The sequence below is a fragment of the Solirubrum puertoriconensis genome, from assembly GCF_001483135.1.
In the GTDB taxonomy this organism is placed as follows: domain Bacteria; phylum Bacteroidota; class Bacteroidia; order Cytophagales; family Hymenobacteraceae; genus Solirubrum; species Solirubrum puertoriconensis.
Genome location: NZ_LNAL01000007.1, coordinates 94,317 through 120,336, shown reverse-complemented (window position 1 = coordinate 120,336; position 26,020 = coordinate 94,317). Strand labels below are relative to the sequence as shown.

Genomic DNA, 26,020 nt, shown 5'->3' with positions numbered 1-26,020 from the left:
CACAAGACCTTTACGTCTGCCAGGGGCTCACCTCAAAGCTGCCGCCAGGCACAATGCGCACGTAGTAGAGCTCATCGAAGCCCTCCGCGTAGTCAGGCAACTCGAGTCGGCCGCTAGCGCCGTAAATGCCTTTGGCCGGCACCTGCTCCGGGGCGGGCCGTTGTTGGTTGCGCAGCAGGGCCTCGCGCGGCACCGACTGAAAATAGTACCCCACCACTTGGTATCCGGCCTGCTTGGCGGCAGCAATGTATACCTGCCGCTCGGCTGCCGAGGGGTTGGTGTTATCGACCACAAACCGGGCTTGGGTTTCGAGGCAAAACTGCAGCAGGCGCCGCTCGCGGTGGCGGGTACGGAGCAGGTCGAGGCTGATGCGAACGTGCGAGTTGAAGAACCGCTGCTTGTAGAACGTGGACTTGCCCGTGGCCTGAATTCCGCAGAAAACGACTGCTTGCATAGCGTTAAGAAACAGAGGAGGTTAGCCTCGACGAGCTATTGGTAGTCCTGAAGAAGAGTTTCGTATACTTTTTCCAACTCGTCTTTGGTTTTCAATAGCTCATCTGATTATTATTATACAGCAACCTAACCGCAAGAGCCTATGAGACCTATTGCAAACTCTCTGCCCCTGCTCACGATAGTCTCTGCGCTGCCCAACGAAGCCGTCGAACGCTCGATCCGCCCCGACGATCAGCCCATTGCTACAGTTAGCTCCCTAAAGGTGCAGGTAAGTACCACGAGCCCGAAAAGCTCGCCTGCTACTACCAGCTTCATGGTAGCCTCGTCGAACGAGCCGACCCCGCCACCGGAAGCCTCCAACCCCAAGCTGCACAAGTACGACGAGTTCGTGAAGTTCTATTTGGATTACATGAACCGCGCCTAGCTCTTTTTCTCCTACAGCCGCCGCTTTGCCTAACGCAAACCTTTTACAGTTTCTCCCTCCCTCTTTGCTCGTACGCCCAACTGCTACCGCCATTGTGGCGGCTGCAGTTGGGCGCATTTGCTACTGGCGGCACCGGGGGCCTAGGTCCAGTACTTAACGGGGGCCTGCGGGAAGCGCTGCTGCCACTCGCTGTAGAAGAACTCCTTGAGACGGCGCATGTCGTCGGGTTGGTACACGTACTTGTGGCTGCCAAACTTGTTGCGCTTAACGGCGCGCTTGGCCTCGTCGAAGTCGAGGGAGGTGTTGGGGTACCACTGCAGCAGCACGTCCTTAGAGCCAGGCGTAAAGCGGTGGCTGATGAACTCGGCCGTCAGGTCGCACTCAAAATCAAGCGTGGCCTCCAGGCGTTCGAACAGCTGGCGGTACTCCTGCTCCCAGTTAGGAATGGGCATAATGGGCGCCAGCACCACGCCTACGGGGTAGCCGCCACCGCCTAGCTCCTTAGGCAAGGCCAGTTGTCGCAAAGCCTGCAAACGAGCCTCGATGGAAGCCGTGCCGCCCTCGAGCTTGCGGGCTACCGACTCGGCGTTGAGGCTTACCCGGGCCCGCGTGCGGCCGTTGTGGGGCAAGTCGAGCAACGAACCCACTTGGTCGTACTTCGACACAAAACGCAGGCGGGCACCCTCGCGCTGCCCGTAGTAGCGCACGCACTCGGCTAGGCTGCCGGTAAGGTGCTCAATACCGAGCACATCGGTGTAGCAGCTGACCTCGAAGCTGGTAAGCCGGCCGGCTTGCTCGTAGCTGGCGGTGTTCTGCAGCAAGTTGGGCAGGTTGGCAAACACGCGCACCACCGGGGGGCCCTGCAACGAGCCCGCCAGGTAGCAGTATTGGCAGTGCGCGGGGCAGCCTTCGGCCAGGTTCATCTGCCAATCGGCCGAGGGCGGCGTGGGTTGCAGGCGCAGCGCACTCGGCGGGGCCTTCACCACGGCCAGGGTGCTCTTGGCACGGCGGTAAGTGTCGCGGTCGTCGGTACCTCGCAGGCCCGTCAGGCGGTTGCTCTTGAGCACCTCCACCTCGAGGTCGTGCTGCAGCACGCGCTGATAGATCTGCTGCCCGAACTCCTCGTCGAGGGCATCGGGCGTGAAGAGCACGCGCTTGGGCAGCCAAAGCTTGGCGCTGTGCGTGCGCACCAAGGGCTCGGGTTGGGCGGTGGCTGGAGCGTTTAGAACGGGTAACGTGAGCTGTTCGATCATCATTAGCTACAACACCAGGCAGACGTCATAAGCTCCATCCAGTACGTTAAATACACAATATTTACACATTGACTTACAACAACTTATGCGCTAATTTTCCAACCACCGTGCTAAACTATTTGCTAGCCGCTTGAGCAGCCCGCGCCGCATGATTGTGTGATTGCAGAAGCCTCTGTCAGCCACCAGCTTGCAGTCCGGAAACAACCGCCAAGCCATGCTCCTCCCCCGCTTGTTATTACCTGCTGCCTTGCTGTTGGCCTGGACTAGCAGTGCCCAGGCCCAGCGCCCCGCCGATGCCTTCGTGCAAGCCGAACGCGACTTTGCCCGCACGGCGGTTGAGGCCTCCGTGAAAGTGGCCTTTTTGGGCAGCATTGCCGACTCGGGCATCGTGTTCCAGAACGGGCAGCCAGCCCTAGGTAAACCCGTTTGGCAAAAGCAACCCGAGGCCCCGGCCGGCAGCCCCAAGCTGGTGTGGGGCCCCGAATTTGCCGATGCCGCCCGCAGCGCCGACTTAGGCTACACCACCGGCCCGTACTACTTGGAGCAGCCCGATGGCAGGCGCGTGGCCTTCGGGCACTACTTCACGGTGTGGGGCAGGCAGGCCGATGGCAGCCTCAAGTTCCTGACCGACATTGGCATTCCGCACGCCGCGCCGCAGCAAACCGGTATTCCAACAGAAGTTACATTTGGCAACACCCCCAGCCGCCCCAGCAAGCAACGCCCCGCCGATTTGCTGGCCCTCGATAAGCAGCTCAGCGAAGCCATTCGGCAGAACGGCATGGCCCCGGCTTACGCCGCCATGCTAAGCCAGCAAAGCCGCCTGCACCGCGACGGGCTAATGCCGTTAACCACCGCCGCAGCCATGCAGGAAAAGCTTAAGGCTGAGTCGGCTATGCAGTTTCAACCCTTGGGTAGCCAAATTTCGACCGCCGGCGACTTGGGCTACGTGTACGGCACCTACACCTCGGCCACACCCGACGGGCCGAAAGGTGGCTACGCGCACGTTTGGAAGCACGAGGCGAAAGGCTGGCGTCTGGTGGCCGAAGTGCTGAACCCTACCAAACCCGCTAAACCCTAGGTGGTATTGCCGCTTTTTAGCTCGCCCGCACCAGTAGGTACTACTTACTGGTGCGGGTTTTTATCTGTGCACTAGTGAATAGCTCGTCATCTTCATTCATTCCACATTCGTTTTCACTTTTACTTCAACAATTACATAGCAAGTATTTGAATAACAACATTGTACTTATCAAACCACAACTATAACTACGTACTCTTAGTTAAGGCACTATGCCTGCTATCGACGCTCCCCTTATCCTTACCCTCTCGCTCGATGAGAAAACGTTTGAGTACTTCAACACCCTGCGCCAGAAGCACTTCCCACCGGAGCGCAACTACCTCGATGCGCATTTCACCTTGTTTCATCATCTGCCCGGCTCGGAGTTCGACAGCATTGCGGCTACCCTGGCCGCTCGGGCCCACGCGCAGCACCCCATGGCTATGCGCGTAGCGGGGCTGCAGTTTCTGGGGCGCGGGGTGGCGTTTGCGCTTGAGGCACCCGAGGCCGAAGCCTTGCACCGCGAGCTGCAGGCCGTGTGGCGCGAGCAGTTAACGCCGCAAGATCAGCAGCGGCGGCGGCCTCACGTAACCATCCAAAACAAGGTAACACCCGCCGCCGCCCGCGAGCTGCACGAGCAGCTAAGCGCCTCCTTTGAGCCCTTCGAGGCTACCGGTACGGGCTTGCAGCTGTGGGCGTACCGCAACGGGCCCTGGGAGCTGCTGCGTAGTTTTGCGTTTGGCGCCTAGGTTTGCGCCACGTACCTGCTCTAGGCCACCCCATGCCCGGCCGCGCGCGTTCCTAGGTGCTCCTCCATTCTTGCCATGCCCATGAAAGCTCTGCTGCTCATCGATATTCAGAATGACTTTGTACCCGGTGGCGCGCTGGCCGTGCCCGAGGGCGACCAAATTGTAGGGCTGGCCAACGAGCTGCAGCCGCACTTCGACTTAGTAGTGGCTACCCAGGATTGGCACCCGCGCACGCACAAAAGCTTTGCGGCCAACCACGCGGGCAAAACGGAGTTCGAAACTATTGAGCTGCACGGGCTGGAGCAGGTACTGTGGCCGGTACACTGCGTACAGGGCACGCCCGGCGCCGAGTTGCACCCCGCCCTCGATACGCAGCGCATCGAGGCCATTTTTCGGAAGGGCACCAACCCCGAAATCGATAGCTATAGCGGCCTGTTCGATAACGGCCACCAGAAGTCGACGGGCCTGGCCGATTACCTGCGCGGCAAGGGCGTGCAGCAGGTGTATGTAGCTGGCTTAGCCGGCGACTACTGCGTGTATTTCACGGCCAAAGATGCCTTGCACGAGGGCTTTGAGACGTACTTGATTGAAGACGCCGCCCGGCCCATTTCGGCCGAGGGCTACGAGCGCGCCAAGGCTGACATTGAGCGCTTAAGTGGCCGGCTGGTGAAGGCCGCCGAGGTGCTGCACCAGCACGCCCAGTAGGCAGCTACCTAGGCCACTTTGGCTTTGCGCACGGGGCTGTATACGGCCCGCAGCCCCAACACGCGCGCCAAGGGCCGCAGCAAGCCAAACACCAGCTTCTGCACCCAGCGCGGCGGCTTGGCCAACCGAAATTCGCCATCGAACTCGCCTGCCAGCAAGGACGACTGCAGTACGCCGGGCACGCCACTGGGAGTAACCAAGCCGGCTTGCGCCATGGTAAACACGGTTTCCAGAAACTCCTCGGTTCGCAAGGCGGGGCGGGTGGTCCAGCGCACGGTGGCGCGGGCTTCGGAGTTGTTCCACATGCTGTGTACCTGCTTGGGCGCAATGCGCAGCTCTTCGCCGCGGCGCAGGGTGTGTAGCTCGCCATCGAGGCGCACGGTTACTTCGCCTTGCAGCACTTCGAAGTATTCTTCCTGAGCTGGGTGGTAGTGCGGCAACGGCTCGGTGCTATGCCCGCGGTAGCTCGACTCGATTACCAGTTCGGCACCTTGGCTTTGGCGGGTAGTTGTCAGGAAATAGATGCTCTGACCGGTAATGGGATTCTCGATGAATTGACCTTGATAAGCCATGGCGTTGCACAGGTAAATAGGCGGATAGGAGGTTGCGAGTTCGGAGGACCTAGGTGACGGGTTTGTAAACCCCGGCAACTAGGCAGCTTGTATGTAAACAGCTAGAGCTTCGTCCAACTTCAGCATGCAAAAATACCACACGCAGCAGGCCTGTCATCCACATAATCATGTGAAACTGCTCTGCTTGCGCCTCGCATAGCCATGTAGCCGAGGTGCGGCAGCCACAACCTTTGCTGCTGCCACGGGGTACAGAATGGAGCCTGCCGCTGGCCGGCAGTGGCCTACCTATGCTGTTCTGCTTATGTCCGATCTAGGCCTAGACCTCCCCTATCAGCTTGACCTTGCCCTGCGCACGGCCGCCGTAATTTTGGGCGGCTTGGCGGCCGGGCTGCTGCTGAAGTTCGCCATTTTCGCGGTGCTACGCACCTACAGTCACCGCCCCGACGACCCAAAGCTGCTGCAATCAGTGGTGCGGCGCCTCACGCGCCCGAGCGGCTACTTTTTGCCCATTTTGGTGCTGTCGTTTGTGTTGCCGCTGGCCCCGTTGGCTCCCAAGCCGTTCGAGGTGCTGCGCCGCATCGTCGAAACCTGCCTGATTGCTTCGTTTGCCTGGTGTTTGGTACGGCTGGTGAGCGTGGTGCAGGATATGGTGCAGCACCACTACCGCCTCGACAGCGGCGACAACCTACGGGTGCGCAAGCTGTTCACGCAGCTGCAGTTCGTGCGCAAGTTTGTGGTGTCGCTGATTGTGTTTCTGGCCGTGGCTTTGGTGCTGATGAGCTTTGCCACCGTGCGCAAAATTGGCACGGGCTTGCTCACCTCGGCGGGTATTGCCAGCGTTATCGTGGGCTTTGCGGCGCAGCGCTCCATCAGCAACTTGCTAGCTGGCTTTCAGATAGCCTTTACGCAGCCTATCAGGCTCGACGACGTGCTAGTGGTGGAGGGCGAGTGGGGCCGCGTAGAGGAAATTACCTTTACCTACGTGGTGCTGCGCATCTGGGACGAACGCCGCTTGGTGCTGCCACTCAACTACTTTATCGAGAAACCCTTCCAGAACTGGACGCGCACCACCTCGCAGCTGCTCGGCACCGTGCACCTGCAAACCGATTACACCATTCCGGTAGACGAGGTGCGAACGGCCCTGCAACGGATTGTAGAGCAAAGCCAGTACTGGGATAAGCGCGTGTGCGTGCTGCACGTAACCGACTCCAAAGACCGCACCCTGGAGCTGCGCGCCCTGGTAAGCGCCGCTAGCTCGGGCGACATTTGGGAGCTGCGCTGCGAAGTGCGAGAAAAGCTGCTCGGCTTTGTGCAGCAGCACTACCCACAGTGCCTGCCCAAAACGCGCGCCGTAACCGACACGCTAGGTCAGCCAGCCACAATAGTAGACTAAACCGGCTCGGCAGCCTTTGCTTGACCGGCCGCGGATTCGGTTCTGCCTCCATTAGAAGGAGAAGTGCAATCCAACCCATATCTTGGTTCCCATTTATTTTTCATCCACGCATTTCTTTTTATGTCAGCTCAACTTGTACACGAGCCCGATTTAAACAGCCAATTGGGTAAACCGAGCTTCTGGTTTCCCATTCAACTCGTTGGCAAGGTTCGTTACCAAGATGGTATTCCTGAATTTGAGGAATATCGAACCACTATGTGGGATTCCACAATACTGTTTCTAAATCTAAAAATGCGTCCGGAGGGATTGGAGCTGTCCACGCCGTACAAAATGAAGATGCGCAAATACGGAGTTCCTTTTGCGGATATCCAGCGCATTAACCTAGAAAAAGAAACCTCTGGTGATTCTTTTTTGACCATCGACTTGTTGCAAAATGGACAATCAGCTCAAATTGTTGGGCTGGTGTCGCGCAAAGACCATGCAGGCGTCAACAACTTCCTTAAGCGCCGGCTCTCGCGCTTCATGCTGCGCTAATCCCTATTTTTCCCCGCTGCTACAGCCGTCATTCATGAGTGGCGGCGGGGAAGCAAGGCCGGTGCCGCTACCACGGTTTCAGCCTGTTCGCCCCCGACAGCCGCAGGGCGCGAGTATAGCTTGCCCGAAGACAACATCCAATTCAAGGCGTAACTCCACACGCCTGTCGTGCTGAACACATATGCCAAGGCGCAGTACTGCCCGGTATTAGCAGTTCCGATGCGCAAGCGCCGAATTCAGCGGGGCAGAAATACGGCGACTCCTCAAGTGCCTCAAACACTTTTGTAAGGACGTCCGCCGGTGCCAACACGGCTGCCATATGCAATAACAACATGTTGGTCGAGCTCGGGCGTGAAATGCCCAATACTGCGAAGATGTGCGCGAAGCTTCTTAGCTGAAGCGGGCGTTCATGGCTTCCATAGCAGCGTCCAACTCGGAGCGCGAAGCCAAGCGGCGCACTTCCGAAGTGCCGAAGCCTACCTCTTGCTCGCCGTTGGCCAGGCGCGCCATCACGGAGTCGGCAAACTCGTTTACGTCGGCGCCAAAGGTGTGCAGGCCGGCGCCGCCTAGGTCGGTGTTCACGGCCGGGGGCACAATCTCGAGTACCTCCACGGCGGTATCCTGCAGCTGGTAGCGCAACGATTGAGTGAAGGAATGCAGCGCGGCTTTGGTAGCGCAGTATACCGGCGCAATAGCCATGGGCGTGAAAGCCAAACCCGAGGTTACGTTGATGATGGCCGCCCTAGGTTGCTGCTGCAGGTGCCGTACAAACAACGAGCACAGGTGTATGGGCGCATCGAGGTTGATGGCAATTTCCTGCTGCCGCACTTCCCAGGGCTCCTCATCGGCCACTTGCAGGCGGCGCTGAATACCAGCGTTGTTTACCAGCACATTCAGCTGCGGGTGCTCCTGCTGCACCCAGCGCAGCAGTTCCTCGCGCTCGGCGGGTTGGGCCACGTCGCACACGCGGGTGAGCAGGCCGGGTACTTCACGCTGCGCTTCACGGAGCTTATCGGCGCGGCGGCCGCACACAATTACCTGGCTGCCCGCCTGCTGGAAACGTTTGGCCAGGGCGAGCCCAATGCCGGAGGCGCCGCCGGTAATGAGCACGGTATTTTCGGATAGGTTCATGCGCTTGCGGGGTAAGGTTGACAGCTGAGAGCGTTGTACCCGCGGCCGGTCGGTTTTGTTTGCCGGGCCCTAGGTGCGCGGCGGCCCGGGTGCTTGAGGCACCAATCTTGTTCGTTTCGCATTGCGTATCTTGTGGATGCCAACTGGCTCGGCTCCTCTACTCCGCTGCCTTATGAACTTTCGCTTTTCAGTTGCCCTAGGTACCTTGTTGCTAACGGCCGGCTCGGTGCTGGCGCAGGATGCCCAAGAGGCTCCCGCGCTGGGTTTGCGCAAGCCACTCGTGTCGTACAACCTGCAGGCCGGGGCTTCGTTTGCGGGCCGCTACGGCTCAGCCACCTACCTCAGCCCGCAAGCCAATTTTCAGGTGAGCAACCGCCTCACGCTGTTTGCGGGCGGCACGTTTATGCGCTTTATGCCGGGCGCGGCGTACTACCCCGCCACTACCGAGGGCGGCGCTCCGCGGGCTAATCTGCGCACTGGCACCAACCACTACTTGCTCTACGGTGGCGGCACCTATGCCCTCAGCCCGCGCTTAGCCCTTACCGGCAGTGCCTGGAAAGACATGACGCCCGGCTTGCCCAACATGGGTTCGGCTGTTAACCCCTACTCGGGCTTCAGCAACCTAGGGCAGGGCGTAAACCTGCGCGCCGACTACAAAATCACCGAGAACATTTCGGTTTCGGGTGGGGTGCGCGTGGTGCAGGGCGGTACCTCGGCGCCGGGGCTCAATCCCATGCTGTATTCGCCCGTGGGGTACTAACCTAGGCGGCCTGATACTCAGCCGAAAAGCAAAGCCCGGAATTTCTCCGGGCTTTTTCTTTGTTTGATGCTCTACATTTGCGGCCCGAAAAGGTGCTGTTGGGGGCCTATTGGCGCCAGCCACGGCCTGCGTGGCAGGCCAAGTACCCGGTTGCGGCATTGGCCAAACCCGCACATAGCTACTGTGGCCGGCCAGTGTAGCCGGCCTTTTTGCGTGTAGCCTCGTACCAGTTTGCGGTCCTCAACCAAATACCTTTTTGCGTGTTGCACGTATTCTGCAAGGCTTTCCCGAACGCCTCATGACTTCTATAGATAACTCCTCCGAACAATCCCTCGACGTAGTGCTCATTGGGGCCGGCATCATGAGTGCCACCCTGGGCATGATGCTCAAGGAGCTGCAGCCCGAGCTGCGCATTGCCGTGGTAGAACGCCTCGACGTTGCTGCTGCCGAAAGCTCCGACGCCTGGAACAACGCTGGCACCGGCCACTCGGCCTTTTGCGAGCTGAACTACACCCCCGAAAAGGCCGATGGCTCCATCGACACGGGCAAGGCCATCAAGATTGCCGATCAGTTCGAGCAATCGAAGCAGTTTTGGGCTTTCCTGGCCGAGAAATACCAGGTAAAAGAGCTCAGCCGCTTCATCAACCACATTCCGCACCTCAGCTTTGTGTGGGGCGACGAGAACGTGAACTTCCTGCGCAAGCGCCATGCTGCCCTCACGCAGTCGCCCTTGTTCAAGGGCATGAGCTACTCCGAAGACCGCGAGCAGCTGCAGAAGTGGATGCCGCTGGTGATGGAAGGCCGCGACCCTAACCAAAAGGTAGCCGCTACCTGCATGGATATGGGTACCGACGTAAACTTCGGTTCGCTTACGCGCGGCATGTTCCATTTGCTGCAGGAGAAGCCCAACGTAGCGTTTCACTTCAACAAAGAGGTAAGCAAAATCCGCCGCAAAGAGGACGGCTCGTGGCGCATCAAGGCCAAAGACCTTGCCACCGGCGACACCCTAAAGCTGCGGGCCCGCTTTGTGTTCATTGGCGCGGGCGGTGGCTCGTTGCCGCTGCTCATCAGCTCGGGCATTCCGGAGGCAGCCGGTTTTGGCGGCTTCCCGGTAAGCGGCCAGTGGCTGAAGTGCGTAAACCCCGAAGTAATTGAGCGCCACCAGGCCAAGGTGTACGGCAAGGCCGAGGTAGGCTCGCCGCCCATGTCGGTACCGCACTTGGATACGCGCATGATCAACGGCAAGCGCGAGCTGCTGTTTGGCCCCTACGCTGGCTTTACTACCAAGTTCCTGAAGAAAGGCTCGTTCCTGGATTTGCCGCTGAGCATCAAGCTCAGCAACATGCGCCCCATGATCATTGCCGGCCTCAAGAACATTCCGCTCACGCGCTACCTCATCGACCAGGTGCGCCAATCGCCGCAAGACCGCTTTGCCTCGCTGAAGCAGTACTTGCCCGAAGCCCGCTTTGAGGACTGGGAACTGGAAATTGCCGGCCAGCGCGTGCAGGTAATCAAGAAGGACAAAAAAGCGGGCGGCGTGCTCGAGTTTGGCACCGAGGTGGTAGCCGCTTCCGATGGTTCCATTGCGGCGCTGCTGGGCGCCTCGCCGGGTGCCTCCACGGCCGTGAGCATTATGGTAGGCCTGATTGAGCGCTGCTTTCCGCAGCAAGCCCGCACGCCCGAGTGGCAGGCCAAGTTCAAGGAGATGATTCCTTCGTACGGCGTGTCGCTGCACGACAACCCGCAGCTGGTGGAGGAAATCCGCGAGTTTACCGGCCGCGTACTAAACCTAATGGCTGCCGAGCCCACCGAGGCAAAGTAACCCAACCGTTCCAAAAACAAACAGGGCCGCCCACAAGCATGTGGGTGGCCCTGTTTGTTTCTGCTCACTGGTAGCACCTAGGGCATTTACAGCCGAGGCTGTTCGTCTTCCACAAACGACTTTATCAGGTTAAGTAAAGGCTCATCAACCTCAACACGACTGGTGGGAGGCAGCTGCCGCGCCTCTACGCACGACAAAATGTGCTTAAAATCCTGGTCGGCTATGTCCTGAAAACCCATGCTCCAATCCGAAAACATGCGTTGGCTGATGGGGCCGTCGGCCAGGGTAATGACGTTGGTGTGGCGCACGTCGTGCTGAATCAACTTGTACAGCTCGTGCACTATAGGCTCCTCCCCTTCCAGAATCTGCAGAATGTTTCCGTTGCTGTAGAGCAGCAATCCGGTAATGCCGATGCGGCGGTTTTTGCGGCGCGAGTGTTCAAGCATTGCCTGCATGGGCTCCGAATTAAACGGTTCCACGGCGGTGCTTTGGTACACAATGTGATACATCATGGTAACCTGCTGAGGTGGGCCGCCGCAGGCATTGCAGCCATTTGCAGTGCCTTGCTGCCAGCCCTTGAGCTGGTACTCAATATGCCAATCCTTGCTGCTTAAAGCAAATTTGATCCTAGGTAAATGCTAATACAAACTGCAACCGACCCTAGGTGCGCGGGCGGCTAACGCCGGGGCAGGTATACCTCGGCCAACATGCAGCGGGCGCTGCCGCCACCAATAGTTTCGATGGTGGGTATGGCCAGCGGCACTAGCTGGCAGTAGCGCTGCAACTGCGCCCGCTGTGCATCGGTAAGCGCCGCATGCGCCTGCCCCGACATTACCAATAGTGCCTTTCCTGTATCCGACTCCAACGCCAACATGTTGCCAGCAAATTGCGCCACCTGCACTTGGCTGATTTCAACAAGCTCGTGCCCGGTGTTGCGCAGCGCCTCCGCTACTTGCTCGCGTTCGGCGGGGTCGGTAATGCTTTCAAGGCACACCACAGCAAACTGCGGGCCCACGCACATCATCACGTTGGTGTGGTAAATGGCTTGCCCTTGCATATTGTGAGCATGAAAAGCCACGGAGCGGTAGCCCAGCATATCGGCCACTTGGTGCAACAACGCGGCATCGGTGCGCGGCGAAAGACAAGCATAGGCCACGCGGTTGGGGTGGTCGAACACGATGCTGCCCGTGCCCTCGAGGTACTGCCCCAGGTTTTCGTGCGCCGATAAGTCGACTACCTCGCGCACCTCGAACTGGCTACTTAGGGCCTGCAGAATATCGGGGCGGCGCTCGGTGCGGCGGTTGGGCGTGCACATGGGGTACAACACGGCGCGGCCATCGGGGTGCAGCGTAAGCCAGTTGTTCGGGAACACAGCATCGGGCTTGGGTGGCTCGGCGGTATCCTCGAACACCAACACCTCTACCCCGTGGGCGCGCAGCGTGGCCACGGCGGCCTCAAACTCGGCCTGGGCTTGCTGCTGTACCAGTTCGGCGCCTAGGTGGCCCTGGGCTTGCTGAAACGAATTGGAAAGGGCGGTTTCGGCATTGAAGCCAAACCGGGCCGGACGAACAACAAATACGGTACGGGCTGCCTGCATAGGCCCAAAGGTAGCCTACGGCTTGGTTGCCGCCACGGCGTACACCAACGGGGCTTTATCACCTAGGGGCCCGATGTGGTAGCGCCCCTCGCCGGCCGGTACCGTGTGGGCAAAGCAGGCGTAGGGCGAGTAGTCGTACTCAGAGAAATGCGTGAGTTGCAGCCCCTGCCCTAACAGGCTGCCAATCACCTCGCTCAGGCCATGGTTCCAGGTAACGGATTGGTGTACCAAGGGCGCCTCGCGGTCGGCGTAGGTACCGGTTTCGGTTTCCTCGATGGCGCCTGCGTTGAAGTAGCTGTACTGCACGTGCGTGAAGTCGTTATCGAACATCCAGACCACTGGGTGAAACTCCACGAGCAAAAACTGCCCACCCGGTTTGAGGTAGCGCGCTACCACCTCTGCCCAGCGGCCTAGGTCGGGCAGCCAGCCGATTACGCCGTAACTGGTAAACACCACATCAAACTGCTGCTCGGCGGGCAAGTGCTGGGGCAACTCGTACACATCGGAGCGCACAAACTCCGCCGTGAGGCCCAGTTCGGTGTTAAGCCGGCGAGCCGCGGCAATGGCCTCGTCCGACAAATCGACGCCGGTAACCTGCGCCCCTAGCCGGGCCAGCGACAACGCATCCTGCCCGAAGTGGCACTGCAGGTGCAGCACCCGCTTGCCGGCCACATTGCCCAGCAGCTCAAGCTCAATGCTGTTCAGCGACGATTTACCGGCCCGAAACCCCTCCACATCATAAAACTCCGAGGACAAGTGGTGCTCGGTGCGGGCATTCCAGAGGGCACGGTTCAGCTCGAGGTAGGTATTGGTTGTATCCATAGCAAAACAGGGGCGGCGGATGGTAAAGCAGCAATGTTGCGGGGCCGCTAAACTGTATATGTAGGCAAATATATTTATCCACAGCTATCCACATGAAAATGTGGACAATACAATTTCACTCCGACAATCGACTATCCCTGCTCAGCTGCCATTAGCCCAAGACTCGCGCCTATGTGACGAAAGCTCAAAAACATAACAAAGCCTTAACAACCAATTACATACAAAGAGCAAACTGTAGCCGTAAATGACAAGAGCGCTGCAACGCATGTGCCGCACGTTGCCAGCGCGCCACCAATGGCAAGCCGGCGCTGAAACAACCTTTTGATTTTCAGGCCATGTATTCCTCACGCAAGTACGAACGAGCCGTCAAGCGCAACGACTTAGTGCTCTACCTCGTCATGGCCGCTGCTGCGGCCTGCGCGCTCATCTATTCGTTGTAACACTGCAAAGCACCTAGGGCTGCGGAACGGCCCCAGCCCGGCCAACCACCGCAAACAGCGGATCGGAAACTCCGGGCGGGCGCGGGCTGCGGTCGAGCAGCTTGATGCCGTGCCAGTTGCCGGCGGCTTGCAAGTATTGCCCTACCAACTGCAGGTGGCCTTGGTCGCTGAGCTGGTGCCAGGCGGCAATGGCTTTGGATGGGAAGCAGCGGTTTGAGAACGTAATGACCAGCGGCGCGCCGGGCTGCAGCACGCGGCCCAACTCCTGCATTACCGCCACGGGCTGCGTCAGGTAATCAACCGACACGCAAATGGCGGCGCCACCAAACTCGGCGTCGGCGAAAGGCAGCTGGGGTTGCTGGTTCAGATCTTGCACCACGTAGGCACTCAGGCGCGGGTTAGCCCGCAGTTCGGCCTCGTTCATGCCCAGCCCCACCACGCGCCCGTACTGCACCTCGGGCGGCAGGTGGCTTACCCAGCTGCTCATCAAATCGAGCAAGCTACTGCCAGCGCTAAAGTACTCGCGGTAGAGCTGCGTTACGGCTGCAATGGCGCCTTCGTCGATGTGCGTTACAAAGCGCGGCTGCCGGTAAAACTCGGCATCGGGCGTCTCATCCAGGCGCCGAAACGCATTGGGCGAAAAAGGCTGGTCGAGGTTGGTGTTCATGGGCTTAGCGGCTGATGTAGCAACAACGGCCACCGGGCCCGGAAGTTTGACGAATGGCCTTGGCCGCAAGCTTAGCCATTCTTTTGTTCGTGCATAAGAATGGCTGCCTTGGTGCTGCGCTGCCCCAGTATTTGCCGGCAGTGGCCCAAACCTGCACCCAAAGCGTCCGCGCCAGTCATCATCGTGTGGCTACGCGACACCACAGGCTACCGAATAAGCAGCTGGAGCAGCTAATTTTCGTGGCACCAGCGCCGCCCTAGGTGGCCGGCTTACTTGTTTTTGTAAGAGCCGGCCTTACCAGCCGGCTCATTTGCCTTGCGTTGTTAGCGGTTGAGCTGCAAAGCATCTTTGCGCATCCAGCCGCGCGAGGTTACGCCTTGCCAGTTGGTAAACGTTACGTACACCGCTTCGCCTTGCTCCTCGCCCAGGCGTACCTTGTCGCCGCGTACGCAGTGGGCTTTGCGGCGGTCGGTAAGGTCGGGCGAGTTGTAGAAATAAGACCGCTCGGCCGCTACCACGGCAGTGGCAGCACCGCTAACCGCAGGGCTCGGTTGCCTGGTCGGAGTACTCGGCTCGGCCTCTAGCTCGTAGCTGTAGGTATCGGGCTGCTTAGTAGGTTGGGGGCTGGGCCGCGGGCGTTGAGCTGCACGGTTGGGCTGGGCAATGGCCACCTCGGGCTTGCGGGCAAGGCGGCCTAGGTCCTCTGCCTTCAGCCAGCCGGTGGCAGTAGCGCCGTTGGGCTGCTTAAAGCTGGTTTTCACGTAGCGGTTTACCACGTCGTCGGCGTACAGCACGTCGCCGCGGAGCAGGTATCGCCCGTTGGGCTTCTTACCGCGCGGTGCATCAAAAAAATACGCCCTATCCGCTACCACCCGAAACCAACTACCCGGCCCTACCTGCTGGTTGTCGTCGGCGTAATCGTCGGTTTCAGCAATTGGCGAAGTTGCTGGGCTTGGGCTTGAAACTGGTTCGCGTTGCTGCCCGGCGGTGTCGCGTGGCCTGTCGTCGGAGCAGGCGGTGGTTAGCAACACCATCCCAAACACGCCCCCTACTGCTTTGAGCTGCGCACGGCAACCCAGCCGCAACAGCCACATCGGCAGTGTTGGCATCTGCTGATTGAATACGAGTGGTACTGTGGCCTTGGGTTGCTGCATCATGGGCGTCGGGGCGGGCTTGCTGCGTGTCAGGGATACGTACGCAGATTAGTGCCCTAGGTATCCCTACGCACTGGGGTGCGGGGTGGCAGCGGGCTGCTGGCGGTTGCCGAGTACAAGCCGCAAACTAAATAAGGCCAGCAGCAAGGTTACGGGCGTAAAGGCAGCCTTCTCGAAGCTGTTGGTGGAGAACAGATTGCCCACGGTATTCAGCGCGAACACGCCAACCATCAGCCACAAGGCACCCCTTATTACCGTGGCATTTATCTTCAGCTTCAGCAAGCCTACCCGCACGGCCACTACCATCCATATCAGCAGGTTGATGGTGATGGAAACCGACTCGAGCACCAGCAATTGCTGCGGGTCTTTTTGGCCGCCGCCCCACACAATTTCCGAGGGCACTACCCTGGCTAGCACCAGCACATGGAACCCCACCGACAAGCCGGTAATCAGCAATATGCCGTAGGCAGCAACGCGTTCGGGGAAGAGGATTTTCATAACGGATTGGTGGTGTGGTGTCCGATGCAAAGCCCTGGGCGCCAGCTGCCACGAAGTAAGCAAACCGGCCCCATAAACCGCCGAGCTTGCCTCAACTTTACTCAACCTGCTCATGCTCGGCACGTTAAGAGTAGCTGCTCCTTCCTCCGAGGTAAGTGTTTCTCACCCACAAAGCTATTGCAATGGCAAAGGAATCAGCCAGCAAAGCCGCCGCTGCGCGCAAACCCGCCGCCAAACGGACGCCCGACGACACCTACACCGACCCCAAGCTGCGCGAAAAGCTGAAGGCGCAGATTATGGCCGGCAATAAAGGCGGCGAACCGGGCCAGTGGAGCGCCCGCAAATCGCAGATGCTCACCCGCGAGTACAAAAAGGCCGGCGGAGGCTACAAAAACCGCAAGCCTACCGAAGCACAGGAGCACCTGCACGAGTGGACGGAGCAAGACTGGCAAACATCTGATGGCAAACGGGCCAAACGCGCCAACGGCACCGCCCGCTACCTGCCCAAGGAAGCGTGGGAGCAACTAACGCCCGCCCAGCAAAAAGCCACCGACGCCAAGAAACGAGCCGGCTCGCGCACCGGCAAACAACATGTAGAGAACACCGCTGCGGCCAAAACGGCCCACCGCAAAACCACTCAGCACGACTAACCCACCGCCCACGCAGGCATACATTCTTCAACCACAACCACACCCCGCATGGCTACTACCCACAACAGTCGCCCCGATCACAGCGACGATATCCGCAAGCAGTTCAAGGACGATGTAAACATGACGGCCTCGGAGCTGGAGAAATGGCTACGCACCGACGAATCGAAGTCGGTGGGCCAGGACGGCGGCGAAGGCAAAAGCATTGGCCGCCACTCCGGCGAGCGAATTGTGCAGATACTGCATAAAAAGCAGGCCGACCTCACGCCCGAAGACGAAGACCACATGCACCGCGTGCACAGCTACGTGAGCCGCCACCTAGCCCAAGGCCCCCACAACGCCAAAGACGTAGAAAACTCGCGCTGGCGCTACTCGCTCATGAATTGGGGCCACGACCCACTGAAGGACAAAGGCCGCAAATAAGCGCAAGCTCCTGCCGACCGCAAGGCCACTCCTGCTCAGGGGTGGCCTTGCTTATTTATGGTTGCCAGCGCATTAACCATTGCAGCGCACCTAAGGCGCAAAACTTATTGCCGGCTTAAGCAACCCAGGAGCTAGCCCTCGGTTATACAACTCATCCCTAACTACTCCGAACAACCGTATGGAATCACTTACCGGGAAAGTTGCCCTTGTAACCGGCGCCGGCAAAGGCATTGGCCGCGCCGTAGCCGTAGCCCTGGCCAAGGAAGGCGCCCACGTAGGCCTGCTGGCCCGCACCGAAAGCCAGCTGCAAGAAGTAGCCGCTGAAATTGCCGCCCTAGGTGTAAAAACCGCCGTAGTAACGGCCGACGTGGCCGACCGCCAGGCCGTGGAAACGGCCGTGGAGCAGGTGCGCCAGCAGCTCGGCCCCATCGACATACTCATCAACAACGCGGGCATCGGTACGTTTGCCAAGCTGCTCGATATCCCCGTGGAAGAGTGGGAACGGATTATTCAGGTGAACCTGCTGGGTACCTACTACACCACGCGCGCCGTGCTGCCCGATATGATTGCCCGCGAAGCCGGCGACATTATCAACGTGGCCTCAACGGCGGGGCAGCGCGGCGCCGCTACCACCAGCGCCTACAGCGCCTCCAAGTTTGCGGTGCTGGGCTTCACCGAGTCGCTGATGCAGGAGGTGCGCAAGCAAAACATTCGCGTGTCGGCGCTTACGCCCAGCACGGTAGCCACGGAGCTGGCCATCAGCAATAAGCTCACCGACGGCAACCCCGAGCGCGTGATGCAGCCCGAAGACCTGGCCGAGTTCATCATTGCCCAGCTCAAGCTCAACCGCCGCATCTTCATCAAAGAAGCCGGCATGTGGTCGACGAACCCCTAGGTGCCGTTGCCGCAACGCACCTAGGCCAACGCCCGCCCGGCACCGCGCAATGCGGCTGCCGGGCGGGCGTTGCTGCGTTTGCCACCTAATCTTAGCGCTGCGGTTCCGTCGATTTCTCAAAGTCCTGGTTGCCGCCGCCATCGAGGGCGCAGCGCCAGATGGTTTTACCGCTTTGCTGCACCACCTCGTAGCCGTTGTAGCGGTGCTTTTTGGCGGGGTACAGCTCATTCGAATCGTAAGGCTTGGTTTCGCCGTAGCCGGGGCTTTGGCTGCTGCCGCAGCCGTTGTAGTGCCGGTAGTTGCCGCTGGCCGCAAAAAACTCGAAGGTTTTGTTGCGCGTGTCGAACACCACGGTGCCCTCGCGGTAGCCCAGCACCTGCGTGCGGCAGTAGGTGGAGGTGCTGGTGTAGTAGAAGTACTGCTTGGCCGTGCCGTTTTTGTAGAAGCGGTAACCCAGGGCTATTTCGTAGGCCGGGCCGGCGTAGCGGCCGTCGTAGCCCCAAAAGTTGCCGATGGAGCTGGAGCCGGCCAGCCAGTAGCCCACCAGCTCGTCGGGTACCTCGGAGCGCGCGTTGTTGCCGAAGTTCCCGGCGTCGGGCGCAGGGTCAGTTTCCTTGTTGCCGTCGGTGCAAGCGGCTAAGGAGCCGCAGCTGGCGGCGAGCAGCAGGGCAAATAAGAGCGTTTTCATAGCGGGTATGGGGTTGATGAGGAGCGTGAATGCACTACCCTTCGGCAGCACCCCCGCAAGTACTCAAAGGCCCCGCCCCAGCGCAAAAGCTGGGCCTCACATGAGCGTGCTATGCCTGCCGCTCAGCTTGCCGCACGGTAATACGTTTCGGCATTTGGCTGCCACATGTACATGTAGCTCCGAGCACCTAGGGCGATACGAAACCCATAGCTAACTACTTATATCACATACACATGCTATAGACAGCAGCCGCCCGATGCCCTAAACTTGCACCGTCGGCTGCCTAGGTGCGGCGCGTGCCCGGGCCCTGCAGCAGCCGACGTCAACTGCGCTTTATCACCTTACCCAACTGCTATGAAAACCAACAAAGTAGCCATCATCGGTGGCGGCCCCGCAGGCATTGTGGCTGCCAAATCTCTGCTCGAAGATGGCCTCACGCCCGTACTGATCGAACAAAGCAGCTCGATAGGCGGACAGTGGAACCAAGGAGCGGCTCACAGCGGCCAGTGGCCGGGCATGCCGGCCAACTCCTGCCACATCAAAATGTCGTTTTCCGACCACGATTACCCCGAGGGCACGCCCATGTTCCCGAGCACGGAGCAGGTGCTGGCTTACCTCAAGGATTACGCCCGGCGCTTTGGGGTTGATGCCCACGTGCGCCTGAATACCCGCGTGCAACTCATTAGCCGGGGCCCCGAGGGGCATTACACGGTATGGTCGGTAAATAAGCATGGCGAAGAGCGCACCGAGGTATTTTCGCACGTAGTTGTGGCCACGGGCCGCTACAACAAGCCGCACCTGCCCAACACGCCCGGCATCGAGCAGTTCCGGGGCAAGGTTATCCACTCGTTTGCGTACCGTGGCCGCGAAGCGTTCCGGGGGCAGCGCGTGCTGGTGGTGGGCAACAGCATCAGCGGCGTCGAAATTGCCAGTGACGTGGCCCGCAACCCCGATACGCTGGTGATTTCCTCGGCCCGCAAGCCGCGCTACATCGCCCGCAAAATCATGCACGGCGTACCCACCGATCAGCTGGCTTTCACGCGCTTTGGGGCCTATGCCAACCAAGCCCTGCCGCCGCACGAGGCTGCCGAAGGCCTCAAGCAACTAGTGCTAAGCGCCGTAGGCAACCCCGCTGATTACGGCGGCTTGCGCCCCTCCGAAAACCTGCTCGAAGCAGGCGTTTCGCAGTGCCAGGACTACCTCGACTTCGTGAAGGAAGGCCGCATCAAAGCCGTAATCGGCGTGCAGTCCTACACCAGCAACTCCGTTATCCTTACTGATGGCCAGGAGCTGCCCATCGATGCCATTATTCTGGCCACGGGTTACGACCTGAACCTGCCCTTCCTGAACGAGGAGCTGGAGCGCACCGTCAACCTCGACCGCAAGCACCTTGATTTGCATCACTTCACCTTCCACCCGGCCCTGCCCAACTTCGCCTTCATGGGTTTGTACGAGCAAATCGGCTCGTACTTCGTGTCGGCCGAGATGCAGGCCCGCTGGATTGCCGCCTGCTGGAGCGGTGCCCGCGCTCTGCCTACAGCCGCCGAAATGAAAGCCGGCTTGCAGGAGTTTCAGTTTTTCAAGCAGCACCGCGGCACAACTACTTGCCAGGAAGTTGCCGAAATGATTTCGGCCGATTTGGGCATTGCCCCTACCCTGCACCGCTACCCCGAGCTAGCCGCCGAGCTGTTCTTTGGCTTGCTGGCGCCGGCGCAGTTCCGGATGGAAGGCCACGGCAGCCAGCCCGATGCGCGGGCCCGCTTCGAGCGCAACGTGCGCTTCTTTACCGATGGCATGCCGGCGCAACTCAGCGACCAACAGCTTGGCCAACTGCAAATGCTGGCCGCCAAGCTGCCGCACCACGCGCAGCTGCAAGCCTTGGTGCAGCAGCTCCAACCCGCCGAAGCATTGGCCTAGTTTGCCCGGGTGCAGCGGGGCCGAGTTGCCCCGCTTTGGGCAAGCCCCGTTCTGCTTTTTGCCCTGATTTGCCGATGAGCAATAAAAAAAGGAGCCCACCATACGGTGGGCTCCTTTTGTACTGTGCGAAGCGAGGGAGCTTACGCTTGCGTGCGGCGAACCTTCACAGCGTTCAGGCCTTTGCGGCCTTGCTCTACCTCGAACTCTACGGTGTCCCGCTCGCGGATTTCGTCGATGAGGCCGGTTACGTGGACGAAGATGTCCTGACCAGTGGTGGCGTCGTTGATGAAACCAAAGCCTTTGGTTTCATTGAAGAATTTTACGGTTCCTGTTGACATGATGCTTTAGGAAATGGGTGAAAACAAAGCAACTGGCAACGGAACACTACTGCGATTCTGCAAGCGAATGATGGTAGGTAACACGAGGCAACTTGCCTTAAACAATGTAAACGTAAGCTTTTTATTCGAACTGCCTAGCGAAAACTATTCAGCACCGAGCTTGCCTGCGTTGTACGGGGAGCTAACCAAGCGGCACTTTCTTAAGTTCAAAACGCGCATATATTAACGATTAAATATATTGCAATCCATTGATAACCAAATCATAAATCAATATAAGCAACCATTTATTGCAGCTGCAAGCGCCTACAGGCAAGCAACAAATTAGTTCAGAAATGCGCCGGCGGGTATTTCGCTGATTTGCAGTGCGGCGAAGCGCGCAACAACTTTCGCGGGGGTTTGCGGTATTACCTCCGCATCTGTCCCGTTGTGCTGGCTTGCATCATTAGCTGCCGCAGTGCGCGGGGCGCTTCACCCACCTGTTGCTTTTCGCTCATGCCTGCCAATACCTATTCAGCTTCCAATACTTCCGAGTCAGCCGCTTCGGTTGTCGTGCTAGCCGGCGCCACCGGTGCCCTAGGTCGGCGCATTGCTTACCACCTGCGGCAGCGCGGTGCTAGGGTGCGGGCCTTGGTACGCCTAGGCAGCCGCACCAAACCCGAAGCCGAGGAGCTACGCCAGCTGGGCGCAGAGGTGCACGAAGTAAACTACGGTAGCGTGGCCGAAATGGCGAAGGTGTGTGCTGGAGCAAGCTGCGTGGTATCGGCGCTATCGGGACTGCGCGAGGTAATTGTGGAAACGCAGCGCCTGCTGCTGCTGGCTGCCGTGGAGGCCGGCGCGCCCCGCTTCATTCCATCCGATTACTGCATCGACTACACCAAGCTGCCCGAGGGCTCCAACCGCAACCTCGATTTGCGCCGCGAGTTCAGCCAAAGGCTCGATCAAGCGCCCATTCAGGCTACTTCCATCTTCAACGGCATGTTCACCGATCTGCTTACGGGGCAAGCACCGGTTATCCTGTTTGGTCCGAGGCGGGTACTGTACTGGGGCAGCCCCGATCAGCCCATGGATTTCACCACGCTCGACGATACCGCCGCCTTTACGGCCGCAGCGGCCCTCGATGCCAACACGCCTAGGTACCTGCGCGTGGCGGGCGAGGTGGCCACCACCCGCGATTTGCAAACGGCCGCCACCGCCGCCACCGGCCAGCCGTTTAAGTTGCTGCGTCCCGGCGGCCTAGGTGCGTTTGGGGCTCTTGCTAAGCTTACCCGCGCGCTGGCGCCCAGCCACGGCGAGGTGTTTCCGGCTTGGCAGGGCATGCAGTACATGCACAACATGCTCAGTGGCTTGCCCAAGCTTGAACCGCTCGATAACCACCGCTACCCCGAAATTCGGTTTACGACCGTGCGCGAAGTGCTGGCAACCGCGCGTGGGTAGCCATTGCACTGCCTCCCAGGCGGCCAGCTACCTAAGGTTTACAAATACGAAAGCCACCAATGCGTATGCCGCTGCTTGTAGCCTTGGTACCAGCGGCAGGGCCAGTAGAGCACTAGCACCACGCCCAGCCACACCAAGTAGGCGCGCAGCAAACTAGGCGCGTAGGTTTGGGGCCAGGTTGGCGGCGGCGAAAACGACAAGTTGATGGCTTGCCCGAAGGCTACGCGCGACCAGAGCCAAGCACTGGCGCTAATAAGCCCTAGGTGCAACAAGTAGTAGAAAAACGGCACCTGCCCGAAGGTGCGCAGCCAGCGGCTAAGTCGGCTTGTGGCACCTTCGGCCACGCTCAGGAGCAGCAGCGCAACGCCCAACGTCAGGCACACAAACAGCAACGAGGGCGGGTACTTGGTTACGTTCAGAAACGACAGCACCGTGTAGCCCCAACCGCGGGGCTGCACGCTCCAGGGCACTGGGTCGCCGTACCAATTGGTGGCTCGCAACGCTACAAACAGCACCAACAGCGCCACGCCGGCCCAGCGCAGCCGGCGGTTGCGCTCGGGCAGTGCTAGCCCAAACCAGGGGCCCACTGCGTAGCCCGCCAGCATTACGCCCAGCCACGGCACCACAGAGTAGGCTACCAGCAGCGGCGGCAGCTTGCCCAGGGGCAGCAAAAAAGGATTGTTGTGCAGCAGCGCCCACCCGGCATTGGCAGCAGTAACAGGCTGAATAAACGGCAGCGCATCGTGGCCGAGCAATATTAAAGCGGCCACTCCGGCGAGTACTGCCCTCGGTAGCCACACCAGCCCGGCCAGCAACACCATGCCCCAGCCAATTACCCAAATGACCTGCAGCAGCAACATGCTGTAGCCCCACAACAGCACCAAGCTGATGACGCACAGCTCTAGCGCAATCAGCCACAAGCCCCTCGTCACCAAGAAGCGACTGGTGGCACCTAGGCGGGGCTGCTTTTGGGCATATAGCCAAATACTTATGCCCGACAAAAATACGAAGGTGGGCGCGCAGAAATGCGTAACCCAGCGGGTAAGAAACAGCAGGCCCGTGGTTTGAGCTACATCCTCGGGACGGAAGGTAGTAGGACTCCAGAAGTCGCGCACATGGTCGAGGGCCATTACAACCATTACCAGGCCGCGTACTACATCAATGGCTTGCACCCGGGCACTGGTAGCCCTGCTTTGCGCGGGCGTTGCGGGCAATTGGGCTACTACTTGCATAAGTGCTACACGTGGTGCGGTTAACCAATCCGCCCAAGGTATAGCGCGGGCATTGCATTAGCTACCCTATTGGCACTCGGCCAGCGCCCAACCGCAGTGCTGCTACTTTAGGAGCTGCCAGCTGAAGCTTACGCCCTTGGCCTCGTCGGTGCGCAAATCGGGATACTTGGGTTTGGCCGGCTCGGGCAAGGTGTATGGCTGCTGCGAACCATCGGCTGCAACCACCGTGAGGTTCTGGTAAGGCACGAACACGTAGATTTTGTCGCCGGGCCTGGCGGCGCGCACCCAAGCCGATAGGCCAACATCGGATTTGTAGGCTCGGATGGCCGGAAACACGGGGCGCCCGGCCCGCATCAGCGTTAGCTCGGCGTACTTGCACCGGTAGCTTGCCTTGTCGGAGCAGGCTGGGTCGGAGGTTAGTTGCAGCTTAATTGTTGGGGCCATGGCGGCACCAGCCGTGGTAATGGCTTGCCCCTCGCGCAATACCGATACCATGGGCTTAGGGCAATCGGTTTGGGCATGTGCTCCCGAAACAGCAGCTAAGAATAATGACGGAAGGAATAGCTTTTTCAGCATTGGCTAACGAGCGGGTGAGTTTGGCTGGATGGTAACGAATGGCGTCGCAACATTGCCTCAGGCGCTGCCAGCCAACGCAACATAACGTTTTTCACTGCAGAAGCTCGTCGGTAAGCACTGCTTATCGGCTGCGCCAGTGCGTCATCCGAGAGGCAAACGCGGAACTGCGCAGAAATTTTTACGTATTCACTTTGCAACACAAAGTTCTTTACATTACTTCGCATCAACATCAGCTACGCCACATGCGCTCCTGCTGCTGCCGGCGCTTTCTGCACCTAAGCATTTGCTTACCTGACGCTTCCTTGCTTTTCAACAACCAACCCATACTCCCATGACCTTGCGCATCAAAAACATTGCTGGCACCGCGCTGGTAACTACTCTCCTCCTGCTGATTCCGTTTGTGGCCATGAAGTTTGACACGGGTGTGAACTGGTCTGGGTCTGACTTCGCCATTGCCGGGGCGCTTATTTTCATCACCGGGTTGGTGGGTCAGCTGCTGGTAAGCCAGTCGGGCACCCTTATGCACCGCTTAGCCGGCGCACTGGCCGTGGCAGCTGGTTTTCTGTCCTTGTGGGTGAATCTTGCAGTGGGCATTATCGGCAGCGGCCCCAATGGAGCCAACCTCATGTTTGCCGCCGTGTTTGTTACGGTGTTCATTGGTTCGGCCCGAGCGCGTTTGCAGCCGCGAGGCATGGCCCAAACCATGTTTGCGGCGGCGCTTGTGCAGTTCCTGGTTCCGGTGGTTGCGCTGCTGATTTGGCAATCGGAGCCGATGGATATGGAAGGCATGGCCGGCAACATGATTTTTGTGGGCATGTGGGCCGTCTCGGGGTGGCTGTACCGGCAGGCACGCAGTCTCCGTTCGGCCTAGGTAAGCCTACGGCCTAGGGTTCAGCGGCTCCCGCTTTGACGCAAGCATTTAGCTGGCGGCCATGGCGGGAGCCGCTTGTTATTGACCCAGTGCCTGCAGGCAGAGCGCCTAAATGGGCAAACACTGCAAAGGTTGCTTCTAGCAAACAGATGAGCATCACTACCACTTCAGATCAGCTCTTGCACCAATCATTTTGATTATCAACGATTGCTGTGGTTATTGACACCTATAACTGGTATATTCTTAGCATTACCAAGCCGGCCTTATGCGATGCAACGTCGGACGTTCCTGCACCTGTCATTCGCGGCTCCGGCAACCCTAGCGCCTCTGCCGATGTGGGCGGCGCCGCTGGTTCACGCTCTGCCCGATGTGGCCCCCGGCAAAGCGGTATTGGTGCGGCGCCAGCACGACCGCCGGAATCAGCCGTTCAAGTTTTTGGAAGCTACGTTTACCGTTAAGGTATCGGGGCAGGATACGGGAGGCCGCTGCGTAATTTTTGATACGTTGCGCCCAGCCAAGGTGGGCCCGGCCCTACACTACCACAAGAACTGCGACGAATGGTTTTATGTGGAAGAAGGCGAGTTCAAGTTTCAGGCTGGCCAGGAAACCCTGCGCCTGCAAGCCGGCGACTCGCTGCTGATACCGCGCGGCATGGCCCACGCGTTCGTCAAAATCAGCGAAGGCGTGGCCCGCCTGCTGCTGATGCACCAGCCTGCCGGCTCTATGGAGGAGTATTTCCGCACTGCCAGCCAGCTCCCCGATCAAACCCTGGAAGCCCGCCAAAACCTAGCCGCCAAGCACGATATTCATTTTATCGGCCCACCGCTTAAGCCGGATTGAAGCGGCTCTTGCAAGACAGTGCTCCGCTAGGTCTGCCGTTAGTCAGTTTCACAAATCAGCACGTTCTTCCGATTCCAAGCGAGGAATGATGCTTTGGCGTTGCAAAGCGGAAGCGATGCTCGCCCACAGTT

29 protein-coding genes are annotated in these 26,020 nt (G+C 59.4%); 15 read left to right on the top strand and 14 right to left on the bottom strand.

Annotated elements, in window-relative coordinates:
• Positions 1-10 precede the first annotated feature (10 nt).
• On the bottom strand, positions 11-454 hold the full coding sequence (locus ASU33_RS10905) for an ATP-binding protein (protein WP_059070887.1): 444 nt from the start codon (positions 452-454) through the stop codon (positions 11-13).
• Positions 455-595: 141 nt separating this feature from the next.
• Between ASU33_RS10905 and ASU33_RS10900 the strand changes: the two genes are divergently transcribed.
• Entirely contained in the window at positions 596-877 is a 282-nt protein-coding gene (locus ASU33_RS10900) for a hypothetical protein (RefSeq protein ID WP_059070886.1), read from the top strand.
• Positions 878-1,017: 140 nt separating this feature from the next.
• Here ASU33_RS10900 and ASU33_RS10895 read toward each other — a convergent pair whose 3' ends face one another.
• Entirely contained in the window at positions 1,018-2,133 is a 1,116-nt protein-coding gene (locus ASU33_RS10895) for a spore photoproduct lyase family protein (RefSeq protein WP_286130487.1), read from the bottom strand.
• 211 nt (positions 2,134-2,344) lie between these two features.
• Between ASU33_RS10895 and ASU33_RS10890 the strand changes: the two genes are divergently transcribed.
• The 3 genes from ASU33_RS10890 (at position 2,345) to pncA (ending at position 4,638) form a co-directional block, all read left to right on the top strand.
• The gene (locus ASU33_RS10890; protein ID WP_149867165.1) at positions 2,345-3,208 is read left to right on the top strand and encodes a nuclear transport factor 2 family protein; all 864 of its coding nucleotides are present in this window, start codon (positions 2,345-2,347) and stop codon (positions 3,206-3,208) included.
• A gap of 209 nt (positions 3,209-3,417) precedes the next feature.
• On the top strand, positions 3,418-3,933 hold the full coding sequence (locus ASU33_RS10885) for a 2'-5' RNA ligase family protein (protein ID WP_059070884.1): 516 nt from the start codon (positions 3,418-3,420) through the stop codon (positions 3,931-3,933).
• 81 nt (positions 3,934-4,014) lie between these two features.
• Complete coding sequence (gene pncA, locus ASU33_RS10880) at positions 4,015-4,638, top strand: bifunctional nicotinamidase/pyrazinamidase (RefSeq protein ID WP_059071451.1); 624 nt, start codon at positions 4,015-4,017, stop codon at positions 4,636-4,638.
• Positions 4,639-4,646: 8 nt separating this feature from the next.
• Here pncA and ASU33_RS10875 read toward each other — a convergent pair whose 3' ends face one another.
• Entirely contained in the window at positions 4,647-5,210 is a 564-nt protein-coding gene (locus tag ASU33_RS10875; RefSeq protein ID WP_059070883.1) for a cupin domain-containing protein, read from the bottom strand.
• Positions 5,211-5,511: 301 nt separating this feature from the next.
• Here ASU33_RS10875 and ASU33_RS10870 point away from each other — a divergent pair, with 301 nt between their 5' ends.
• On the top strand, positions 5,512-6,603 hold the full coding sequence (locus ASU33_RS10870) for a mechanosensitive ion channel family protein (protein ID WP_059071450.1): 1,092 nt from the start codon (positions 5,512-5,514) through the stop codon (positions 6,601-6,603).
• A gap of 120 nt (positions 6,604-6,723) precedes the next feature.
• A complete protein-coding gene (locus tag ASU33_RS21270; RefSeq protein WP_149867164.1) occupies positions 6,724-7,137 on the top strand; it encodes a hypothetical protein in 414 nt (137 codons plus the stop codon).
• A gap of 390 nt (positions 7,138-7,527) precedes the next feature.
• On the opposite strand, the gene ASU33_RS10860 is transcribed toward ASU33_RS21270, so the two are convergent.
• On the bottom strand, positions 7,528-8,268 hold the full coding sequence (locus ASU33_RS10860; protein WP_059070881.1) for an SDR family oxidoreductase: 741 nt from the start codon (positions 8,266-8,268) through the stop codon (positions 7,528-7,530).
• A gap of 172 nt (positions 8,269-8,440) precedes the next feature.
• Here ASU33_RS10860 and ASU33_RS10855 point away from each other — a divergent pair, with 172 nt between their 5' ends.
• Positions 8,441-9,028: a hypothetical protein gene (locus ASU33_RS10855; RefSeq protein ID WP_059070880.1), complete on the top strand. Its 588-nt coding sequence runs from the start codon at positions 8,441-8,443 to the stop codon at positions 9,026-9,028.
• 298 nt (positions 9,029-9,326) lie between these two features.
• Positions 9,327-10,850, top strand: coding sequence for a malate:quinone oxidoreductase (locus ASU33_RS10850; RefSeq protein ID WP_059071449.1), 1,524 nt, complete (start codon positions 9,327-9,329; stop codon positions 10,848-10,850).
• An 86-nt stretch (positions 10,851-10,936) separates the two neighbouring features.
• Here the strand turns inward: ASU33_RS10850 and ASU33_RS10845 are convergent, their stop codons facing one another.
• The 6 genes from ASU33_RS10845 to ASU33_RS10820 form a co-directional block, all read right to left on the bottom strand.
• Positions 10,937-11,362, bottom strand: a complete 426-nt coding sequence (locus ASU33_RS10845; RefSeq protein WP_059070879.1) for a BLUF domain-containing protein — start codon at positions 11,360-11,362, stop codon at positions 10,937-10,939.
• Positions 11,363-11,526: 164 nt separating this feature from the next.
• Entirely contained in the window at positions 11,527-12,447 is a 921-nt protein-coding gene (gene ctlX / locus ASU33_RS10840; protein WP_059070878.1) for a citrulline utilization hydrolase CtlX, read from the bottom strand.
• Between the two features lie 15 nt (positions 12,448-12,462).
• Positions 12,463-13,269 (bottom strand): class I SAM-dependent methyltransferase, encoded by an 807-nt coding sequence (locus ASU33_RS10835; protein ID WP_059070877.1) that lies wholly within the window; start codon positions 13,267-13,269, stop codon positions 12,463-12,465.
• A gap of 453 nt (positions 13,270-13,722) precedes the next feature.
• Positions 13,723-14,376, bottom strand: a complete 654-nt coding sequence (locus tag ASU33_RS10830; RefSeq protein WP_059070876.1) for a class I SAM-dependent methyltransferase — start codon at positions 14,374-14,376, stop codon at positions 13,723-13,725.
• Between the two features lie 323 nt (positions 14,377-14,699).
• Positions 14,700-15,485, bottom strand: coding sequence for a hypothetical protein (locus tag ASU33_RS10825; protein ID WP_149867163.1), 786 nt, complete (start codon positions 15,483-15,485; stop codon positions 14,700-14,702).
• Between the two features lie 111 nt (positions 15,486-15,596).
• Positions 15,597-16,028 carry a hypothetical protein gene (locus ASU33_RS10820; protein ID WP_059070874.1) on the bottom strand — a complete coding sequence of 144 codons (432 nt, stop codon included), beginning with the start codon at positions 16,026-16,028 and terminating at the stop codon, positions 15,597-15,599.
• A 182-nt stretch (positions 16,029-16,210) separates the two neighbouring features.
• Here ASU33_RS10820 and ASU33_RS10815 point away from each other — a divergent pair, with 182 nt between their 5' ends.
• From ASU33_RS10815 to ASU33_RS10805, 3 genes are all read left to right on the top strand, one after another.
• Positions 16,211-16,678: a DUF5872 domain-containing protein gene (locus ASU33_RS10815; protein ID WP_059071448.1), complete on the top strand. Its 468-nt coding sequence runs from the start codon at positions 16,211-16,213 to the stop codon at positions 16,676-16,678.
• A gap of 48 nt (positions 16,679-16,726) precedes the next feature.
• The gene (locus tag ASU33_RS10810; protein ID WP_059070873.1) at positions 16,727-17,098 is read left to right on the top strand and encodes a DUF3140 domain-containing protein; all 372 of its coding nucleotides are present in this window, start codon (positions 16,727-16,729) and stop codon (positions 17,096-17,098) included.
• A gap of 178 nt (positions 17,099-17,276) precedes the next feature.
• Entirely contained in the window at positions 17,277-17,993 is a 717-nt protein-coding gene (locus tag ASU33_RS10805) for a 3-ketoacyl-ACP reductase (protein ID WP_059070872.1), read from the top strand.
• A 91-nt stretch (positions 17,994-18,084) separates the two neighbouring features.
• On the opposite strand, the gene ASU33_RS10800 is transcribed toward ASU33_RS10805, so the two are convergent.
• Entirely contained in the window at positions 18,085-18,681 is a 597-nt protein-coding gene (locus ASU33_RS10800) for a hypothetical protein (protein ID WP_059070871.1), read from the bottom strand.
• Between the two features lie 354 nt (positions 18,682-19,035).
• On the opposite strand from ASU33_RS10800, the gene ASU33_RS10795 reads away from it, so the two are divergent.
• A complete protein-coding gene (locus ASU33_RS10795) occupies positions 19,036-20,598 on the top strand; it encodes a flavin-containing monooxygenase (RefSeq protein WP_059070870.1) in 1,563 nt (520 codons plus the stop codon).
• A gap of 140 nt (positions 20,599-20,738) precedes the next feature.
• Here the strand turns inward: ASU33_RS10795 and ASU33_RS10790 are convergent, their stop codons facing one another.
• A complete protein-coding gene (locus tag ASU33_RS10790; RefSeq protein ID WP_059070869.1) occupies positions 20,739-20,936 on the bottom strand; it encodes a cold-shock protein in 198 nt (65 codons plus the stop codon).
• A 492-nt stretch (positions 20,937-21,428) separates the two neighbouring features.
• On the opposite strand from ASU33_RS10790, the gene ASU33_RS10785 reads away from it, so the two are divergent.
• Entirely contained in the window at positions 21,429-22,370 is a 942-nt protein-coding gene (locus ASU33_RS10785) for an NmrA family NAD(P)-binding protein (protein ID WP_059070868.1), read from the top strand.
• Between the two features lie 38 nt (positions 22,371-22,408).
• Here the strand turns inward: ASU33_RS10785 and ASU33_RS10780 are convergent, their stop codons facing one another.
• Together ASU33_RS10780 and ASU33_RS10775 are read right to left on the bottom strand one after the other, a co-directional pair.
• Positions 22,409-23,602 carry an acetyltransferase domain-containing protein gene (locus ASU33_RS10780; protein ID WP_059070867.1) on the bottom strand — a complete coding sequence of 398 codons (1,194 nt, stop codon included), beginning with the start codon at positions 23,600-23,602 and terminating at the stop codon, positions 22,409-22,411.
• 102 nt (positions 23,603-23,704) lie between these two features.
• Positions 23,705-24,178 carry a hypothetical protein gene (locus ASU33_RS10775; protein ID WP_149867162.1) on the bottom strand — a complete coding sequence of 158 codons (474 nt, stop codon included), beginning with the start codon at positions 24,176-24,178 and terminating at the stop codon, positions 23,705-23,707.
• A 331-nt stretch (positions 24,179-24,509) separates the two neighbouring features.
• Here ASU33_RS10775 and ASU33_RS10770 point away from each other — a divergent pair, with 331 nt between their 5' ends.
• On the top strand, positions 24,510-25,049 hold the full coding sequence (locus ASU33_RS10770; RefSeq protein ID WP_059070865.1) for a hypothetical protein: 540 nt from the start codon (positions 24,510-24,512) through the stop codon (positions 25,047-25,049).
• A 270-nt stretch (positions 25,050-25,319) separates the two neighbouring features.
• A complete protein-coding gene (locus tag ASU33_RS10765) occupies positions 25,320-25,889 on the top strand; it encodes a cupin domain-containing protein (RefSeq protein ID WP_078063062.1) in 570 nt (189 codons plus the stop codon).
• The last annotated feature ends 131 nt before the right edge of the window (positions 25,890-26,020 follow it).

Bases quoted from the DNA above. Each gene is read 5' to 3' on its own strand.
- ASU33_RS10905 (WP_059070887.1), bottom strand. From the start codon at position 454: ATGCAAGCAGTCGTTTTCTGCGGAATTCAGGCCACGGGCAAGTCCACG.
- ASU33_RS10900 (WP_059070886.1), top strand. From the start codon at position 596: ATGAGACCTATTGCAAACTCTCTGCCCCTGCTCACGATAGTCTCTGCG.
- ASU33_RS10895 (WP_286130487.1), bottom strand. From the start codon at position 2,133: ATGATGATCGAACAGCTCACGTTACCCGTTCTAAACGCTCCAGCCACC.
- ASU33_RS10890 (WP_149867165.1), top strand. From the start codon at position 2,345: ATGCTCCTCCCCCGCTTGTTATTACCTGCTGCCTTGCTGTTGGCCTGG.
- ASU33_RS10885 (WP_059070884.1), top strand. From the start codon at position 3,418: ATGCCTGCTATCGACGCTCCCCTTATCCTTACCCTCTCGCTCGATGAG.
- pncA (WP_059071451.1), top strand. From the start codon at position 4,015: ATGAAAGCTCTGCTGCTCATCGATATTCAGAATGACTTTGTACCCGGT.
- ASU33_RS10875 (WP_059070883.1), bottom strand. From the start codon at position 5,210: ATGGCTTATCAAGGTCAATTCATCGAGAATCCCATTACCGGTCAGAGC.
- ASU33_RS10870 (WP_059071450.1), top strand. From the start codon at position 5,512: ATGTCCGATCTAGGCCTAGACCTCCCCTATCAGCTTGACCTTGCCCTG.
- ASU33_RS21270 (WP_149867164.1), top strand. From the start codon at position 6,724: ATGTCAGCTCAACTTGTACACGAGCCCGATTTAAACAGCCAATTGGGT.
- ASU33_RS10860 (WP_059070881.1), bottom strand. From the start codon at position 8,268: ATGAACCTATCCGAAAATACCGTGCTCATTACCGGCGGCGCCTCCGGC.
- ASU33_RS10855 (WP_059070880.1), top strand. From the start codon at position 8,441: ATGAACTTTCGCTTTTCAGTTGCCCTAGGTACCTTGTTGCTAACGGCC.
- ASU33_RS10850 (WP_059071449.1), top strand. From the start codon at position 9,327: ATGACTTCTATAGATAACTCCTCCGAACAATCCCTCGACGTAGTGCTC.
- ASU33_RS10845 (WP_059070879.1), bottom strand. From the start codon at position 11,362: ATGATGTATCACATTGTGTACCAAAGCACCGCCGTGGAACCGTTTAAT.
- ctlX (WP_059070878.1), bottom strand. From the start codon at position 12,447: ATGCAGGCAGCCCGTACCGTATTTGTTGTTCGTCCGGCCCGGTTTGGC.
- ASU33_RS10835 (WP_059070877.1), bottom strand. From the start codon at position 13,269: ATGGATACAACCAATACCTACCTCGAGCTGAACCGTGCCCTCTGGAAT.
- ASU33_RS10830 (WP_059070876.1), bottom strand. From the start codon at position 14,376: ATGAACACCAACCTCGACCAGCCTTTTTCGCCCAATGCGTTTCGGCGC.
- ASU33_RS10825 (WP_149867163.1), bottom strand. From the start codon at position 15,485: ATGCCAACACTGCCGATGTGGCTGTTGCGGCTGGGTTGCCGTGCGCAG.
- ASU33_RS10820 (WP_059070874.1), bottom strand. From the start codon at position 16,028: ATGAAAATCCTCTTCCCCGAACGCGTTGCTGCCTACGGCATATTGCTG.
- ASU33_RS10815 (WP_059071448.1), top strand. From the start codon at position 16,211: ATGGCAAAGGAATCAGCCAGCAAAGCCGCCGCTGCGCGCAAACCCGCC.
- ASU33_RS10810 (WP_059070873.1), top strand. From the start codon at position 16,727: ATGGCTACTACCCACAACAGTCGCCCCGATCACAGCGACGATATCCGC.
- ASU33_RS10805 (WP_059070872.1), top strand. From the start codon at position 17,277: ATGGAATCACTTACCGGGAAAGTTGCCCTTGTAACCGGCGCCGGCAAA.
- ASU33_RS10800 (WP_059070871.1), bottom strand. From the start codon at position 18,681: ATGAAAACGCTCTTATTTGCCCTGCTGCTCGCCGCCAGCTGCGGCTCC.
- ASU33_RS10795 (WP_059070870.1), top strand. From the start codon at position 19,036: ATGAAAACCAACAAAGTAGCCATCATCGGTGGCGGCCCCGCAGGCATT.
- ASU33_RS10790 (WP_059070869.1), bottom strand. From the start codon at position 20,936: ATGTCAACAGGAACCGTAAAATTCTTCAATGAAACCAAAGGCTTTGGT.
- ASU33_RS10785 (WP_059070868.1), top strand. From the start codon at position 21,429: ATGCCTGCCAATACCTATTCAGCTTCCAATACTTCCGAGTCAGCCGCT.
- ASU33_RS10780 (WP_059070867.1), bottom strand. From the start codon at position 23,602: ATGCAAGTAGTAGCCCAATTGCCCGCAACGCCCGCGCAAAGCAGGGCT.
- ASU33_RS10775 (WP_149867162.1), bottom strand. From the start codon at position 24,178: ATGCTGAAAAAGCTATTCCTTCCGTCATTATTCTTAGCTGCTGTTTCG.
- ASU33_RS10770 (WP_059070865.1), top strand. From the start codon at position 24,510: ATGACCTTGCGCATCAAAAACATTGCTGGCACCGCGCTGGTAACTACT.
- ASU33_RS10765 (WP_078063062.1), top strand. From the start codon at position 25,320: ATGCAACGTCGGACGTTCCTGCACCTGTCATTCGCGGCTCCGGCAACC.